Annotated in this window: 16 protein-coding genes; 1 reads left to right on the top strand and 15 read right to left on the bottom strand. The window is 69.6% G+C overall.

Annotated elements, in window-relative coordinates; all coding sequences use genetic code 11:
* Window positions 1-480 precede the first annotated feature (480 nt).
* The 13 genes from ACIQHQ_RS31090 to ACIQHQ_RS31030 all read right to left on the bottom strand — a co-directional run bounded on the left by ACIQHQ_RS31090 (window position 481) and on the right by ACIQHQ_RS31030 (window position 12,347).
* Window positions 481-1,137, bottom strand: a complete 657-nt coding sequence (locus ACIQHQ_RS31090; protein WP_402618567.1) for a LuxR C-terminal-related transcriptional regulator — start codon at window positions 1,135-1,137, stop codon at window positions 481-483.
* Between the two features lie 174 nt (window positions 1,138-1,311).
* Window positions 1,312-2,556 carry a sulfate adenylyltransferase subunit 1 gene (locus ACIQHQ_RS31085; protein ID WP_402618181.1) on the bottom strand — a complete coding sequence of 415 codons (1,245 nt, stop codon included), beginning with the start codon at window positions 2,554-2,556 and terminating at the stop codon, window positions 1,312-1,314.
* Window positions 2,556-3,452, bottom strand: coding sequence for a sulfate adenylyltransferase subunit CysD (gene cysD / locus ACIQHQ_RS31080; protein ID WP_402618564.1), 897 nt, complete (start codon window positions 3,450-3,452; stop codon window positions 2,556-2,558). Before cysD ends, ACIQHQ_RS31085 begins: the two co-directional genes overlap by 1 nt.
* 8 nt (window positions 3,453-3,460) lie before the next feature.
* Window positions 3,461-4,561 carry a M20/M25/M40 family metallo-hydrolase gene (locus ACIQHQ_RS31075; RefSeq protein WP_402618177.1) on the bottom strand — a complete coding sequence of 367 codons (1,101 nt, stop codon included), beginning with the start codon at window positions 4,559-4,561 and terminating at the stop codon, window positions 3,461-3,463.
* Window positions 4,558-5,415, bottom strand: coding sequence for a [LysW]-aminoadipate kinase (locus ACIQHQ_RS31070; protein ID WP_402618174.1), 858 nt, complete (start codon window positions 5,413-5,415; stop codon window positions 4,558-4,560). Before ACIQHQ_RS31070 ends, ACIQHQ_RS31075 begins: the two co-directional genes overlap by 4 nt.
* Before the next feature lie 39 nt (window positions 5,416-5,454).
* A complete protein-coding gene (gene argC / locus ACIQHQ_RS31065; protein ID WP_402618171.1) occupies window positions 5,455-6,480 on the bottom strand; it encodes an N-acetyl-gamma-glutamyl-phosphate reductase in 1,026 nt (341 codons plus the stop codon).
* A complete protein-coding gene (locus ACIQHQ_RS31060; RefSeq protein ID WP_402618169.1) occupies window positions 6,477-7,364 on the bottom strand; it encodes a RimK family alpha-L-glutamate ligase in 888 nt (295 codons plus the stop codon). Before ACIQHQ_RS31060 ends, argC begins: the two co-directional genes overlap by 4 nt.
* Window positions 7,361-7,528, bottom strand: coding sequence for a lysine biosynthesis protein LysW (gene lysW / locus ACIQHQ_RS31055; RefSeq protein ID WP_402618167.1), 168 nt, complete (start codon window positions 7,526-7,528; stop codon window positions 7,361-7,363). Before lysW ends, ACIQHQ_RS31060 begins: the two co-directional genes overlap by 4 nt.
* On the bottom strand, window positions 7,503-8,489 hold the full coding sequence (locus ACIQHQ_RS31050; protein ID WP_402618164.1) for a transketolase family protein: 987 nt from the start codon (window positions 8,487-8,489) through the stop codon (window positions 7,503-7,505). Before ACIQHQ_RS31050 ends, lysW begins: the two co-directional genes overlap by 26 nt.
* The gene (locus ACIQHQ_RS31045) at window positions 8,482-9,372 is read right to left on the bottom strand and encodes a transketolase (RefSeq protein ID WP_402618160.1); all 891 of its coding nucleotides are present in this window, start codon (window positions 9,370-9,372) and stop codon (window positions 8,482-8,484) included. The genes ACIQHQ_RS31050 and ACIQHQ_RS31045 overlap by 8 nt, the downstream gene beginning before the upstream one ends.
* Window positions 9,369-10,661 carry a DegT/DnrJ/EryC1/StrS family aminotransferase gene (locus ACIQHQ_RS31040; RefSeq protein WP_402618157.1) on the bottom strand — a complete coding sequence of 431 codons (1,293 nt, stop codon included), beginning with the start codon at window positions 10,659-10,661 and terminating at the stop codon, window positions 9,369-9,371. Before ACIQHQ_RS31040 ends, ACIQHQ_RS31045 begins: the two co-directional genes overlap by 4 nt.
* Before the next feature lie 28 nt (window positions 10,662-10,689).
* Complete coding sequence (locus ACIQHQ_RS31035; RefSeq protein ID WP_402618154.1) at window positions 10,690-11,766, bottom strand: BtrH N-terminal domain-containing protein; 1,077 nt, start codon at window positions 11,764-11,766, stop codon at window positions 10,690-10,692.
* Window positions 11,763-12,347, bottom strand: coding sequence for a hypothetical protein (locus ACIQHQ_RS31030; RefSeq protein WP_402618151.1), 585 nt, complete (start codon window positions 12,345-12,347; stop codon window positions 11,763-11,765). The genes ACIQHQ_RS31035 and ACIQHQ_RS31030 overlap by 4 nt, the downstream gene beginning before the upstream one ends.
* 214 nt (window positions 12,348-12,561) lie before the next feature.
* Here ACIQHQ_RS31030 and ACIQHQ_RS31025 point away from each other — a divergent pair, with 214 nt between their 5' ends.
* The gene (locus ACIQHQ_RS31025) at window positions 12,562-13,302 is read left to right on the top strand and encodes a sulfotransferase family protein (protein ID WP_402618149.1); all 741 of its coding nucleotides are present in this window, start codon (window positions 12,562-12,564) and stop codon (window positions 13,300-13,302) included.
* 108 nt (window positions 13,303-13,410) lie between these two features.
* Here ACIQHQ_RS31025 and ACIQHQ_RS31020 read toward each other — a convergent pair whose 3' ends face one another.
* Window positions 13,411-13,764 (bottom strand): VOC family protein, encoded by a 354-nt coding sequence (locus ACIQHQ_RS31020; protein ID WP_402618146.1) that lies wholly within the window; start codon window positions 13,762-13,764, stop codon window positions 13,411-13,413.
* A gap of 579 nt (window positions 13,765-14,343) precedes the next feature.
* Window positions 14,344-14,547: a cold-shock protein gene (locus ACIQHQ_RS31015; protein WP_007379522.1), complete on the bottom strand. Its 204-nt coding sequence runs from the start codon at window positions 14,545-14,547 to the stop codon at window positions 14,344-14,346.
* Window positions 14,548-14,932: the final 385 nt, after the last annotated feature.

Below are 14,932 nucleotides of genomic sequence, written 5' to 3'. Positions count from 1 at the left end.
TCGGCGCGACGACAGACGTCACGTTGGACCTGCGAACAGCGGTGCCTACGCTGCCCCGTCCCGTAGGGCGGCAACTGCGGCGGGAGGACGACGGCAACGCGGTGTCGAGTCGCCGGGCGGCCGCGAAGGGGCGGGGTGTCGATCCCCATGACCATCGGCGGCCCTTCTCCGCGCGGTCGCGGCAGCCGTCGACCCGGGGTCGAGCGTCGTGGACCGGCAGTGCGTCGAACGGTCTCGATGCACAGGTCACGTCCGTGACCACGGTGAGCCTCACGTCCGCCCGCTCCGCAACTCGGCGTCCGGTCTGCTTCGAGCCTCGACGACGCTCCGGTCCAGCCGAAGTCGGCGAGCAGGGGACTTTCCGCGCAAACGCCTCGGTTCGATGCCCGCCATCAGCCCAGGCCAGGCACCGATGGGGGAAAACGACCAGCCGAGCGCCGACTGTGGGGCAGGCACGACGGCTGCCACCGGGGCGGGCGGTCAGGCCGGGTCGACGATGCCCGCGCGGAAAGCGAACGACACGAGCTGGGCACGGTCCTTCAGGCGCAGTTTGGTCTGCAACCGGTAGAGATGGGTTCGCACCGTCGCGGTACCGATGAACAAGGTCACGGCGATGTCCTCGGTCGACAGCCCGCGGGCGGCCAGGGTGAGGACCTCCTTCTCTCGCGGCGTCAGAACGGCGCCGAACGGCATGCCCGCCTTGCTCGGGGATTTCGGCGTGCTGTCCCTGAACCACTCCATCAGCCGCTGGGCGATACGCGGTCCCAGCATGGCCTGCCCTCGGGCCACCGCCCTTATGGCCATGGCGAGTTCCTCGCGGCTGGCGTCGTCGGTGAGCAGGCCGCTGACCCCTGCGTGCAGCACGTCGGCGAGGCTCTCGTCGAGGTCGCTCATGGCGAAGACGATGATCCGCGGCACCGGGTCGAGTGGCTCCCCGAGTAACTGGCGGACGAGATCCAGGATTGAGGTCTCCTCCGGGTGCAGTCCTATCACCACCACCTGCGGCACGTGGGTCCGTACGTGCATCACGGTCTCCATCGCGCTGCACGCGGTGTCGACGACCTCGATGTCGTCTTCGTGGCGCAGCAGGGAACAGAGCCCATCGAGCACCAGCGGTCGTTCGTCACACAAGAGCACTCGAAGCGGCACGGCACCGTCCCCCGTTTCGTTGCGGACACCCCTGTGACGCTACCGAGGCGTGGGGAGCATGACCATACGCAGGCTTAAGCGCCTTGCTTACCCCCGGCCTTCGGCGGGGTAATGCGGACGTTCAGGTTGGGAGGCGCTCATCAGGGTAGACGTGGAGATCGCTTATGCGGCCTCGATCATGCCTCCGGCGAGGGTCCGCTTCGTCGCCGGGTCGATGACGACGAAACTCCCGGTCCGCCGATTCCGCCGGTAGGCGTCGCACATGACCGGTCGGGTCGTGCGGAGGCTGACCCGCCCGATCTCGTTGAACCCCAGCGTGTCTGTCTCGCTGTGCCGCAGGGTGTTGACGTCCATGCGGTACCGCACGTCCCGGACCAGTGCCGGCACGGTGCGCGTGGTGTGCTTCACGAGCACCCGCATCCCGGCGCGCATCGGCTCCCGCGTCATCCAGCAGAGCATCGCGTCGACCTCCTGGGTGGTCCGCGGTTGACGACCGACGCGGGCCAGCAGATCACCCCGGGACAGGTCGATGTCGTCGGCGAGCCGGAGACTGACGGACATGGGGGCATATGCCTCCGACACCTCCCCCGCGGGGCTGTCGATGGCACTGACGCGGCTCGTCATACCGCTGGGCAGCGCGACTACTTCGTCGCCCACACGAACCACCCCGGCGGCGATCTGCCCGGCGTAGCCCCGGTAGTCGTGGTACTCGTCGGTGTGCGGGCGGATCACGTACTGCACGGGGAAGCGCAGGTCGTCCGGGGCCACATCGACCGGCACCCGCACCTGTTCCAAGTGGCGCAGCAGCGAGGGACCGTTGTACCAGGGCATGCGCTCAGTGCGTTCGACGACGTTGTCGCCGTGCAGTGCCGACATCGGGATGATGTCGAGATCGGGTGTGCGCAGCCGGGTGGAGAAGCGGGCGAACTCCCTCTCGACGCGCCGGAACGCCGCTTGGTCGTAGCCGACCAGGTCCATTTTGTTGACTGCCAGGACCAGGCGGGGGACCCCGAGCAAGGAGCACAGCAGGGCGTGCCGGCGGCTTTGTTCGGTCATCCCGTGGCGGGCGTCCACCAGCACCACCGCGAGGTCGGCCGTGGACGCGCCGGTGACCATGTTGCGGGTGTACTGGATGTGGCCCGGGGTGTCGGCGATGACGAACTTGCGCCGGTCGGTGGCGAAGTAGCGGTACGCGACGTCGATGGTGATGCCCTGCTCGCGTTCCGCTTTGAGGCCGTCGGTGAGCAGGGCCAGGTTGAGGTCGTCCCCGCCCATGCGGCGGGTGGCGCGGCGCACCGCATCGAGTTGGTCCTGCATCGCGGTCCGTGTGTCGTACAGCAGACGGCCGATCAAAGTGCTCTTGCCGTCGTCCACCGAGCCGGCCGTCGCCAGGCGCAGAATCTCCATCAGAAGTACCCCTCCCGCTTCCGGTCCTCCATGGCGGTCTCATTGACCCGGTCATCCGCCCGCGTGGCGCCGCGCTCGGTGAGCCGGCTGGAGATGATCTCGGCGAGCACCTCGGCGTTCGTGACGGCGCTGGAGCGTACCGCCCCGGTGCACGTCATGTCCCCGACCGTGCGGAAGCGCACCCTTATCGTGCGTGGCCGCTCCCCGTCGCGCCGCGGCAGCACGTCACTGGCGGCGAAGAACATGTCGTCGCGCTCGAGCACCGGGCGCTCGTGCGCGTAGTACAGCGAGGGCAGTGGCAGGTCGGCGTCGGCGATGTACTGCCACACATCCAGCTCGGTCCAGTTCGACAGCGGGAACACCCGCAGGGAAGAGCCCTGTGGGAGCATTCCGTTGTAGAGGTTCCACAGCTCCGGCCGCTGGTCCTTCGGGTCCCACTGACCGAATTCGTCACGGACGGAGAACACCCTCTCCTTGGCCCGTGCCTTCTCCTCGTCGCGCCGAGCGCCGCCGAACAGCGCGTCGAAGCCGTACTTGTGCACCGTGTCGAGGAGAACCGGTGTCTGCAGGACGTTGCGCGAGACGGCGCCGACCGGTTCGGCCACCGTGCCGGCCGCGATCGCGTCGGGCACTGAGCCCACGATCAGCCGGACTCCCATCAGTTCGACGTAGCGGTCGCGGAAGTCGAGGACTTCGGGGAAATTGTGCCCGGTGTCGATGTGCACGACCGGGAACGGGATCCGGGCCGGTGCGAAGGCCAGCTTCGCCAGGTGCAGAAGCAGGATCGAATCCTTGCCGCCGGAGAACAACAGGGCCGGCTGTTCTGCCTCGGCCGCCACCTCGCGGATGATGTGGAGGGCTTCGGCCTCCAGCGCCCGTAGATGATCAAGGCGCATCGTCGTGATCACGGGTGCACCCCCTTCGGTGTCGGAACGGGCGGCGCGGCGTCTGCCAGGTTGTCGTCCGCGACCAGACGAAGCTCGTCGACGGCCGCGCCGAGCACGTCGATGCCTCTGAGGAACTCGTCGATCACGATGTGCTCGCTCTCGGAGTGGTCCAACGAGCTGTCGCCCGGGCCGTAGGTGGCCATCGGGATGTCCCACACCTCGGCCAGGGTGTTCATGTCCGAGGTGGCGGTCTTGAGCTTCGGGTGCGGCGTTCCACCGACCCGGCGGATCCCCGCGGTCAGTGACCGGACGACCGGGTCGCGCCGGCCGACGCTGACCGCCCGCACGGCGTTGAGCACCTCGACGCTGCCGTCGCCCGCGAGATGGCGCAGCCGTGCGACGAGGGCGTCGCCGTCATAGCCCGGCGGGGTCCGGTAGCTGAGTTCGAGACGTGCCTCGACCATGTCTCCGACCAGCTCGCACAGGGTGACGCCGGGCAGTCGGAACGCGGCGTGGCTGCGTTCGGGGCCGGCGGCTTCCAGCGCCGCGGCCCAGAAGGCGGTTGCCGCCTCGACCGCCTTCTCCACCGGGTTGCTGGGGTGGGTGGCGGGCCGGCGCACGCGGTAGGCGATGTCGATCTTGCCCTTGTACCCCAGGACGACGCTGTCCCAGCCACTCGGCTCGCCGACGATCAGCGCGTCCGGCCGGGGCCACGAACGCCTGACGTGCATGGCACCGCGTGAGCCCGGTGTCTCTTCCTCCACCACCCCCGCGACGATCAGCGTGCCGGGGAACGAGGGCCCGGCCTTCACCGCGGAGGCCAGCATGGCGGCGAGCGGGCCCTTGGCGTCAACCGCGCCGCGGCCGTAGAGGCGGGTGTCCGTCAGCCGGGTCGCGATCGGGTCGTCGACCGTGTCCAGATGACCGACCATGGCGATGGTCGGTCCGGCTCCGCTGCCGATCTCACCGATGACGTTTCCGGCCTCGTCTATACGCGAGCGCATACCGAACTCGCTCATCCGGCCGGCCAGGAAGTCGGCCAGATCGCCCTCTTCCCCCGATGGTGAGGCGATGGCGACCATCCGGTGCAGCAGCTCCACGGCCTCCCGGCCGTTCACGACGACTTCCTCCGGTGGCTGCTGATCGTGACCCATGTGCCTCCGCCATCCAGGGCCCCGCGGACCGGCCCGGGCCTGCGGCCGTCGGCGATGACGACGTAACCCACGCCGCCGAGCAGTGCTTCCCGGGCGGCGACCAGCTTCATCGCCATGCCGCCCTTCGCCCAGCGCGGGGGTGGCCCCTTCGGCTCGATCACGACCTCCGACAGCACCGACCGCGGATCGGCAGCGTCCGACTGGACGCCCGCCGCGCCGGTGAGCAGGACCAACTCGTCGGCCTCGATCGCGGAGGCGATAGCGGCAGCCGCTCTGTCCGCGTCGACGTTGACCGCCTCGCCCTCCATGGTGATCGCGGGCGGCGAGACGACCGGCACGAGACCCTGGTCCAGCGCGTGGTTCAGCATCTCCGTCTCGACGTGCTCCACCGTGCCGGCCAGGTTGTCGCGGACCAGCATGATGCGGCCGTCGACCAGGGCTCGCTGGGCCCCCTTGCGGCGCGCCAGGATCAGCCGACCGTCAAGGCCGGTCATTCCCAGTGCCCGGACACTGCGGCGGGCCAGTGCCTGGACCAGCCGGGGTTTGACCGAACCGGCCAGGGCGAGCGTCACCACCTCCAGGGTCTTGGCGTCGGTGTGCCGGGAGGTGACACCATCCGGTGCGACCTGGCGGGCCTGCGGCACTCCCATCTCGTCCGCGAGGCGTTCGATCTCGGCGGAGCCGCCGTGCACCACCACTACACGGCGTCCCGCGTCGACCAGTTCGGCGATGTCGTCGACGATCGCTTCGGTGTCGACGCCGGCGTTGCCACCGATCTTGACCACGGTGGTCGACTGGTTCTCGTCTTCGGTGCGCATGAGTAGGCCTTCTTCGTGCGTTGCGGGGGGACGTCCGGATCAGGCGGGATGCAGGCCCGGGAACTCCAATCCGAGTCGCTCCGGCCAGCCCATCCGAATGTTGAGCGACTGCACCGCGTTGCCCGCCCCGCCCTTGACGAGGTTGTCCAGGGCGGCGACCGCCAGTACCTGCCGCGCTTCGGCGCGGAGCGCGAAGCCGACGTCGCAGAAGTTGGAACCGAGCAGGATCTTGGGTTCGGGCAGTCGGTAGGCGCCCCTGCGCTGCGCGACGATGCGGACGAAGGGTTCGTCGGCGTAGTGCTTGCGGTAGGCGCGGCGCACGTCCCGTTCGTCCACGGCGTCACGCACCGTGGCGCGACAGAGCACCTGTACGCCGCGCACCGCCTCCACCCCGGTCGCGGTCATGCTGGGCCGCACCCCGCAGGCCTGGGCGATCTCCGCCTCGTGTCGGTGGCCGGCGGGGGCGAACACCCGCATTGCCCCACTGCGTTCTGCGTGCAGGTTCATCTCCCCGGCGCTGGCGCCGGAGCCGCTGGAGCCGGTCCGTGCGTCGATCATGACGTCCGGCTCGATCAGCCCCTCGGCCGCGAGCGGGCGCAGGGCCAGGATCGCCGCGGTGGCCATGCAGCCGGGCACGGTGATCCGGTCGGCGCCCCGCAGTTCGCCGCGGGCGAGCTCCGGCGCACCGGACACGAAGTCGCCGAGGAGTCCGGGGGATCTGTGCTCGGCGCCGTAGTGCGTCGCGTACACCGCCGGGTCGGTGAGCCGGAAGTCACCGGAGAGGTCGATCACCGTCTTGGCGCGGTCGGCCAGTTCAGGCAGCAGAGACATCGCCGACCCGTGCGCCGAGGCGAGGAACAGCACGTCGTACCGGCTCAGTTCGGACTGGGCGCAGAAGGTCAGATCGGTGATGCCACGCAGATTCGGGTGCACACCGTCGACCCTCTTGCCGCCCAGTCGGCTGGACACCACCGCGACCGGCTCCACCCGGGGGTGCCCGAGCAGCAGCCGCAGCAGTTCCCCGCCGATGTAGCCCGCCCCGCCGACCAGGGCCGCGGTGATCACGAGGCCGCTCCCGCGAGGGCGGCGCCGCCCAGGACGACATCGAGCCGCTCCCGTGTCAGGTCCGCAATGGCGCCGGGCACGTCACAGGTCTCGCCGAGAGCCTGTTGCAGCCCGGCGAACTCCACGCCGCTGTTCACCTCGATCACCATGAGCCGTCCGTCGGTGTCCTCGACGAGGTCCACACCGGCGATCTGCGCACCGACCGCCCGGGCGGCACGGATCGCCGTGTCGGCCAGTTCTCCCTGCGGGTCGCAGGGGGTGGTGAGGGCGCCTCGTGCGACATTGGTGCGCCACTCGTCGGCAGTGCGGTAGACGGCCCCGACGACCTCGTCGCCGACGACGACCACCCTGATGTCGCGCCCGGGTTTCTCCACGTACGCCTGGAGGTAGATCACATGGGCCTGTGGGGCCGGCAGTGCCGCGCAGTGTTCGAGCACCGCCTGTGCCGCGTCCGGGTCGCGAAGGAGCGAGACCCTTCTGCCCCAGGACGAACTGAGGGGTTTCAGCACCACGGGGTAGCCGATGGCCTCGATCTCCTCCAGCGCGGCATCGGGGGTCAGGGCGAGCGTCGCGCGCGGCGTGGGCACTCCCGCCCTCGTGAGGGCCAGCGAGGTCGCCCACTTGTCGCCGCACACCTCGATGGCCCGGGCCGGGTTGAGCGTCACGGCGCCGGCGGCCTCCAGGCTCAGCGCGGCGTAGCGGGCCCGGGTCCCGGAGATCTCCCGGTTGAGCACCACCGGCCAGGGAGCGGCGCCGGTCAACTGGAAACGAAGCTTCCGCGGGTCCACGTGCTCGACCCGCACGGCGCGTGCGGCGAAGGCCGACAGGAGGCGTTTCTCCTCCAGCCGGATCCGGGAAGCGAGCAGGCCGACGGTGCCCTTCACTCGCCCCAGTCCTCTTCGGCCTCGGGTGCGATGACCAGCAGGACCGGGTCCACGGAGACCACTTCGAGCTCGCAGCGGCAGTCGGGACACTCGATGATCTCGCTGAGCCGCGTGCCGTCGGGCAGGTCGATCTTGTGTTCACATTCGGGGCAGGCGGTGATCATGTTTGATCCCTTTCCGGGAGGGGTGCGGTGGGCTGCTGTGCTGTGTGACCGCGGCGACGACGGCCTCGGCGGTGATGCCGTAGTGCCGCAGCAGGTCTTCGTGAGAGCCGACGAAGCCGGCGAAGCTGTCGGGCATGCCGATGCGCAGGACCCGCATCGGGTCGTGCTCGGCCAGGGTCTCCGTGACCACCGCGCCCAGTCCGCCTGAGCGCCAGTGCTCTTCGACGGTGACGACGAGTCGCCTGCCCGCAGCGGCCGCGAGCAGTCCGGGCACGTCGAATGGCTTGAGGGTGTGCATGTTCAGCACGCCGGCGTCGATACCCTGTCCGGCCAGGATCTCGGCGGCCTCCAGGGCGGCCAGCACCGGGTACGGCCCGCATCCTACGAGCAGGACGTCGGCGCCCGCACGCAGCCGTTGGGCCTTCCCGATGCGTGGCGGCTCGGGGTTGCCCGGCACTGCCGGGGTGGCTTTGCGGCCCATGCGGACGTAGAGCGGCCCAGGCAGGTCGAGTGCGGCGTCCACCACCGCCTCGGTGGCCGCGGCGTCGGCCGGTACCACCACCGTCATGTTCGGCAACGCGCGCATGACGGCGAGGTCTTCCAGACACTGGTGCGTGGGGCCGAGGTGGCCGGAGGACAGACCGCCGTGGGTGGCCATGATGCGTACCGGTACCGCGTTGTACGCGATGTCGATCTTGATGGCTTCCACCGCGCGTGACGTGGCGAACGCGGCCATGGTGTTGACGAACGGCATCCAGCCACTGGCGGCGAGGCCCGCGGCCATGCCCATCGCATTGTGTTCGGCGATGCCGATGTTGACGTACCGTCCGGCGGCGGTGCCGAAGTCGGTGCCGGTGAACAGGCCGGTATCGGTGTCGAGGCAGATGGTCCGCTCGTGCGCGGGAAGCACCGCGGCCAGGCGGTCGCGGTACGCGGTGCGGGCGGGTAGGGAGTCAGTCATCCGCACCGCCTCCTGCGGCGTCCGTGCGCCGTGGGGCCCTGCCCTGCTCGGCGGCGCGACGCAGCGCGGACAGCGCCCTTGCATGCTGGCGCTCGCCGAAGGCCACGTAGTGGCTGTTCGGTTTGCCGGCGACGAAGGGCACTCCTGCCCCCTTCGTCGTCCGCGCGACGAGCACGCTGGGGCAGCCCGGTTCCCACGGCGCGCTCGCCAGCGCCTCGCGGACCCGCGCCACGTCCTGTCCCGGGACCTCGCGCACGGCCCAGCCGAAGCTGCGCCAGCGCGCGGCGACCGGCTCCACAGGGCAGATCTCCTCGGTGTCCCCGGTGAGTTGCAGACCATTGCGGTCGACGACCGCGACGAGATTGTCGAGCCGCAGCCCGACCGCGCCCATCGCGGCCTCCCAGACGCTGCCTTCCTGCATCTCGCCGTCCCCGAGCGCCACATAGGTCTTCCGCGGGCTGCCGCTGAGCTTCGCCGCGAGAGCGAAGCCGAGAGCGAGCGCCGGGCCGTGTCCGAGTGATCCGGTCGGCATCTCGACGCCCGGCACGTCCCTGGTGGGGTGCCCCATCAGGCGGCTACCGGTTTCGGCGTAGTGCGCCAGCTCTTCCGCGTCGAAGTAACCGCGTTCGGCGAGCGTGCAGTACAGGCCGATCGCGGCATGGCCCTTGCTGAGCAGAAAGATGTCGCGATCAGGGTCTGCGGGCAGCGCCGGGTCGACGCGCATGACGTCGAAGTACAGCGCTGTCAGCACCTCGACCAGTGACAGTGAGCCGCCCAGGTGGCCGCCCTGCGGGTTGGCGCAGATGTCGACGATGCGTCGACGGATGTTCGACGCACGCGTGTGCAGCTCGTCGAGGGTGGTGGGGTCGGTGGTCAGGGTCATGCGTCGGCCCTCGCGATCGTCGCGAGCGTGTCACGGTGCGCCCAGACCTTCTCGAACGCGTCCGCGTAACGCTGTAACAATTCCCCGCTGCCAGGGTTCAGGTGCCGCCTCTGCAGCGTCAGCGAGTCGGCGATGACCGCCTCGGAGACCGGATGACTGCCGTCGGGCGCCCGGGGAGTGGCGGCCGCAGCCCACGGGTAACCGGCTCCGAAGCCAGTCCGCTCGACGAAGACTTTCTGCTGAGGCAGCGTGCGCAGCTGGTACTGCGACATCGGCACACCCTCGGCGCGCAAGACGCGCCGCAGCGCGCCGCGCAGAGCGGTCGGTGACACCCCGGGAACCCCCAGCGCCTCGGCGTCGAAACGGAAGCGCAGGATGTGCCAGGCGTGGGTCGAGCCGGGTCGCTCGGCAGGCACCTGGATGCCCGGCAAGGGGCGCAACCGCTCCAGGAAGGCGGTCACATTGGCCTGACGGGCCCGCTCGTACGCGTCGAACCGGCTGAGCTGACTGGTGGCGAACGCGGCCTGGACCGGGTTCATCTTGGCGTTCCAACCGAGCCGGTAGGAGAGGTAGTCGCGTGACTTGCCGGCTTCGATGACCTCGCCGAACTGACGGATCATCCGTGCCTTGTCGGCGAGCCTCGCGTCCGCGGTGGTCAGCAGTCCGCCCTCGCCGCAGGTGGGCAGGTTCTTGGTGACCTGGAGGCTGAACGCGGCGGCGTCACCCAGCGACCCGACCTGTCGCCCTTCGTAGTGGGCGCCATGGGCCTGGGCTGCGTCCTCGATCACGGCCAGACCGTGCCGGTCCGCCAGTTCCCGCAGCGGGCCCATCTCCGCGGGCATGCCGTGCAGATGCACCGGGATCAGCGCGACGGTACGTGAGGTGATCTTGCGTTCGACGTCCGCTGGGTCGAGGGTGAAGGTGACCGGGTCGATGTCGGCGAAGACCGGCACGGCCATCTGGTGCAACGGCGCCAGACCAGAGGCTATGAAACTCAGAGCCGGCACGATGACCTCGTCGCCGGGGCCGATCTCCAATGCTGCCAGGGCGATCTGCAGGGCGACCGTGCCGTTGGAGACTCCCACGCAACGATCCACCCCGACGCGTTCGGCGAACCGGGACTCCAGGTCGTCGACGGCGGTGGGCGTGTCGCTGTTGGACACCAGCTCGCCGCTGTCCAGGACGGCCAGCACCGCCTTGCGGTCCTCCTCGGTGACGATGGGCCAGGTGACAGCGCGACGATCACGCGGCACAGCTGCTCTGCCGCCCAGGATGGCGAGCTTGTCCACGTCGGTCCTCCTCTGAGCGTGAGAGTGATCAGCCCGGCGGCTGGGCCAGGGCGGTGACCGCCCTGGCCACCGCGGTGGCCGCGGCCTCGTAGCGGCGACACAGCCGGGTGCCGTGCCGGTGCAGGTCATCCGCGGCGGCGACCGGGTCCGGCCAGCCGTGCGCCGCGGTCAGGCGCAGTCCGCTCCAGGTGTGCGCGGCGGTCTCGACCTGCCGGCCCGCTTCGCGCAGGGCCGGTACGGCCCACGCGTGTCCTCGGGCGCGCAGCAGTTCACCGTGCAGGCTGCACATCGCCTGCTGCCCCCAGCCGAAGGTGTAGACGGACTTGAGCACGTCGCTGTCCCCGGCACGGGACGCCTCGACGACATGCTCGACGTAGCGGCGCAGACCGGCGAGGCCGGTCCAGTGGCCGCTGTGGGGCGAGCGTTCGGCGTGCAGGTCCGTGTCGTTGGCGCGCAGCGCCGCCATGAGCGTGGCCGGGTCGTCGCCCGGCCACGGCGCCCCGATGTCGAGGGTCAGGTATCGCCGCCCGATGCGGGCGTCGCTGAAGAAGGCGTCTTGGTCGTCGGCGGGGTTGGACGAACCCCAGGCAGCCAAGAAGTCCTCCGCGCGGATCGCGCCGGAGAACGCGGGGGGCATGGTGTCGGAGACGAGAACGAGCCCGCGGGTCCGGTCCACACCGAACACCAGCACCAGATGCGCGGCGTGCACGTCGTGGAACGCCGGCCGGAACGGAAGGTGGTAGTTGTCGACGGCCGCGACCGGCAGCACACCGCCGTCGATCAGTGCGGCGAGTTCGCCCAACGGGTCCGCCGTGGTGGGCACGGACCAGGATGAGCACACCGGGTGGTACGGCATCATGGTCGCCGCCACGTCACCGGGTGAGCGCTCGGGGTAGTAGAACTCCTCCGGCCGTACGTCACCCGGGATGTGCCGGAACTCCCAGCGGGCGCCGAGGGCGGCTACCGGGTCGTGTCCGGCATGGGTGAGCAGCGCACCGAACACCGACTGCAGGCAACTGATCGGATCCCGGTAGAACGTCGGCGGCTGACGGGCCGCCTGGCTCGGGAGCATGGCGGCCGCCACCTCGGGCGTCGTCGCGGTCATCGTGCCTCCCTCGTCGTCGAGGTGGCCACCGGCACCGCGGGTTGCAGCGTGATGGCGAAGACGTGCAGGGCCACGTTGCGGGGCAGACCGATCCCGGCGAGGGGAGCGCGCCGGGAGACCGGGACCCGTTGCGACCACAATGTCGCCGGAACGCCGAACTGTGTGTGGATCGGATAGTGCATCAGGGTCTCGAAGGCTCGGACCTCACCGAAGGCCGGCGGGGCCGCCCAGAAGTCGGAAACCCTGACGCACTCGAAATCGACCGTGCCGTCCGCGAAGTGCAGCGCGAACTCGTCCTCGACCCGCCGCTCCCCCGCAGCCAGCAGATGGATCCAATCGATCAGTCCTGGCTGCGCACCGACCTCGATGTACTGGCCCGCGCAGCGCACGTTGTCCGGTTCGGAGGTTCCGACCGGAGGCATGGTGAAGGGCACGGCGTCGACCAGGACGGCGGTTCCCGGTGCGGGCAGGTCCTCCGCTGCGAAGGAGTTGCCCCACACGTTGAACCGGCCGGCCGCGGTGGCGGTGACCGTCGACGTGCCGACATTGTCGAGATGCGGTGACAGATCAATGTTTCGCACCTTTGCATTGAAGCCCGGGAGGTCCTTGCGCCGACTCCCTGTCGCGCTGATTCCCGATACCCGCCGGACGTACGAGCCGTGCGGGGGACACCGCCCTTTCTCGCTCCTGTGTGGACGCGTGTAAGCGCAGTGCTGAACCCCCTCCGGCAGTATGAATACGCATCCCCGCACTGGGTACGGTGGCCAGCCCGCCCCGCTACCGAGAGGAAACGCCATGAAGGAGTTCCGAGCCGACGGCGGCCCCGATCATCTGCTGCTCGCTCTGTGGAGCGCACCGCGCAGCAGGTCCACCGCCTTCGAGCGGATGATGATGGAACGCGGGGACTTCGATGTCGTACACGAACCGTTCTCGCACGTCGCCGACTTCGGGTCCGCCGAAGTGGCGGGGCGCACGGTCGCGTCGGAGACGGAACTGATCGAGGCGCTGCGGGCCGTCCCCGGGCGCGTGTTCTTCAAGGACACGACGGATTTCCACTACCCTGCGCTGCTCGCCGACACGGACTTCCTGACGAGCGCGACGCACACCTTCATCATTCGTGATCCAGCCGAGGTGATCGCCTCGCACGCGGCCCTCAACCCCCGGCTGACCCGCGATGAGATCGGCTTCTCCCGGTTGTACGAGATCTACAACGCGGTCGTGGCGGCGACGGGTACCGAGCCGGTCGTCATCGACTCCGACGATCTGCTGGACCGTCCGGAGGCGACGGTCCGCGCCTACTGCGAAAGGGTCGGCATACCGTTCCAGGCCGCGGCCCTGCACTGGGAGCCCGGGGTCCCCCCGCAGTGGCAGCGCACCGAAAAGTGGCATCGCGACGCGAGCAAGAGCAGTACCTTTACACGCCGTTCGACGGAGGACACCGGTGCCGGCGTCGCGGACGACCCGGTGCTGGGCGAGTTCCACCGCTTCCATCTGCCGTACTACATGAAGCTGCGCGAACAACGGTTGGCGGTATGAGCCGTGCCGGGCTGCGTGCGGGTCGGGCCGCGCGGCTGCCTTCGGCCGGATTCGCAGGACGGCCTGCGGGCCGGTGGCCCGTCCGGCCCGGAAGAACCGAGGCCCCTGTCAGTTCTTCCGGGATCCGAGCACGCAGAACTCGTTGCCCTCCGGGTCGGCCAGAACGACCCAGGGCTCATCGCGCTGGCCGATGTCGACGTGCCGCGCGCCCAAGGCCACCAGGCGAGTGACCTCACTGGCCTGGTCATCCGGCCGCAGGTCCAGGTGGAGCCGGTTCTTCACGATCTTCCCGTCCCCCACCGGGGTGAAGAGAATGCCCGGGAAACGGCGTGGATCCTGCCTGATCTCGAACTCCTCCCCGGTGTCGACGACCACCACCCAGCCGAGGGCCCGAGCCCACCATCGCCCCAGCCCCGTGTGGTCCGCCGCATCGACGATCAACTGATCCCAACTCACAGCCATCCGCCGAGTCTACGTCCGCATCCGCGCTCTTTCCGGGACGTGCGTCGGCCGGACACAACGCGAGGGATCTCCGCCGGACTTCATTCGGTTGCTGGAGTCCGGAGCATGCCCATCGGGTCGGAAGACCGGGTGGACTCGAACACGCTCCACGTCCGGGGCTCTGGCGACGACAATCTGACGGGCGTCTTCCTGCCCTCCCCCAGCCGAGGTGTACGTACGCCGCCCATCGGCTCGGCAGCAGTGGAATGTCTCGTTCAAGGCGCCGGCCGGCGGCACCCGTCGGAAGGGGGGACGGGAGGGAGCTGCGACCGTCCTGGCGATCTTTCTTCTCGTCACATCGGAACGATCTTGATGCTGCCGGGGACGATGCTGCTCGTGATCGGGGCAGCCTTGATCCTCGTGGGGATGGTTCTGGTCGCCATCGCGACCTTCTTGCTGATCCGGAGGGCGTTGGAGCGCCGAGAGCAGGAAGAGGGTCGGTTAGGGTCGGGCGTTGGAGAGTGGCGACGCTGATCCGAGGTGGTGCTCACCTGGTAGGTGTCCCGGCGGGGGTCTCCTGGGCCCCCGCCGGGCCCTGTGTCATGCCGGTCGGATGTTCTCCGCCTGCGGCCCCTTCTGGCCCTGCGTGACGTCGAACTCGACTTTCTGCCCCTCCTGCAGCTCGCGGAATCCCTGAGCGGCGATGTTGGAGTAGTGGGCGAAGACGTCAGGTCCGCCGCCTTCCTGCTCGATGAAGCCGAATCCCTTCTCGCTGTTGAACCACTTGACGGTGCCCTTGGCCATGGCCTGCTCCTTCGAGGAAGACCGGGCTCGCACCCTGCGGGCCCGGGAGGTGATCGCCTTGGTCCGGAGCGGCGCTGAACAGCAAGAACGCCCATGATCGTGATCACGGGCGCACGGGACTTCGGAACCACGACTGCTGAATTCGACGCTACACCGCTCGGTCGGAAGCTGCTGGCGACACGGCCGTCGATCGCGGAAGCCGATCATGGTTCACCCGGACGACAGCTGCCGGCTTGCCGAGAGACCGCCACCCCGGCCCATCAGCGCCTCTGGCGTGGACTGCCCGGACCTGCCGGATCCCGTCCAGGTCGCGCACGATGACCGGAGCCGTGTCGTCGGCGGCGGCGTCTCGGTTGCTGTCACCGGCGACAGCGGCAGATCAGTC

Origin of the sequence: Streptomyces sp. NPDC092370, assembly GCF_044755265.1 — a bacterium.
Taxonomy (GTDB): domain Bacteria; phylum Actinomycetota; class Actinomycetes; order Streptomycetales; family Streptomycetaceae; genus Streptomyces.
This window is presented reverse-complemented; position numbering and strand designations above follow the sequence as displayed.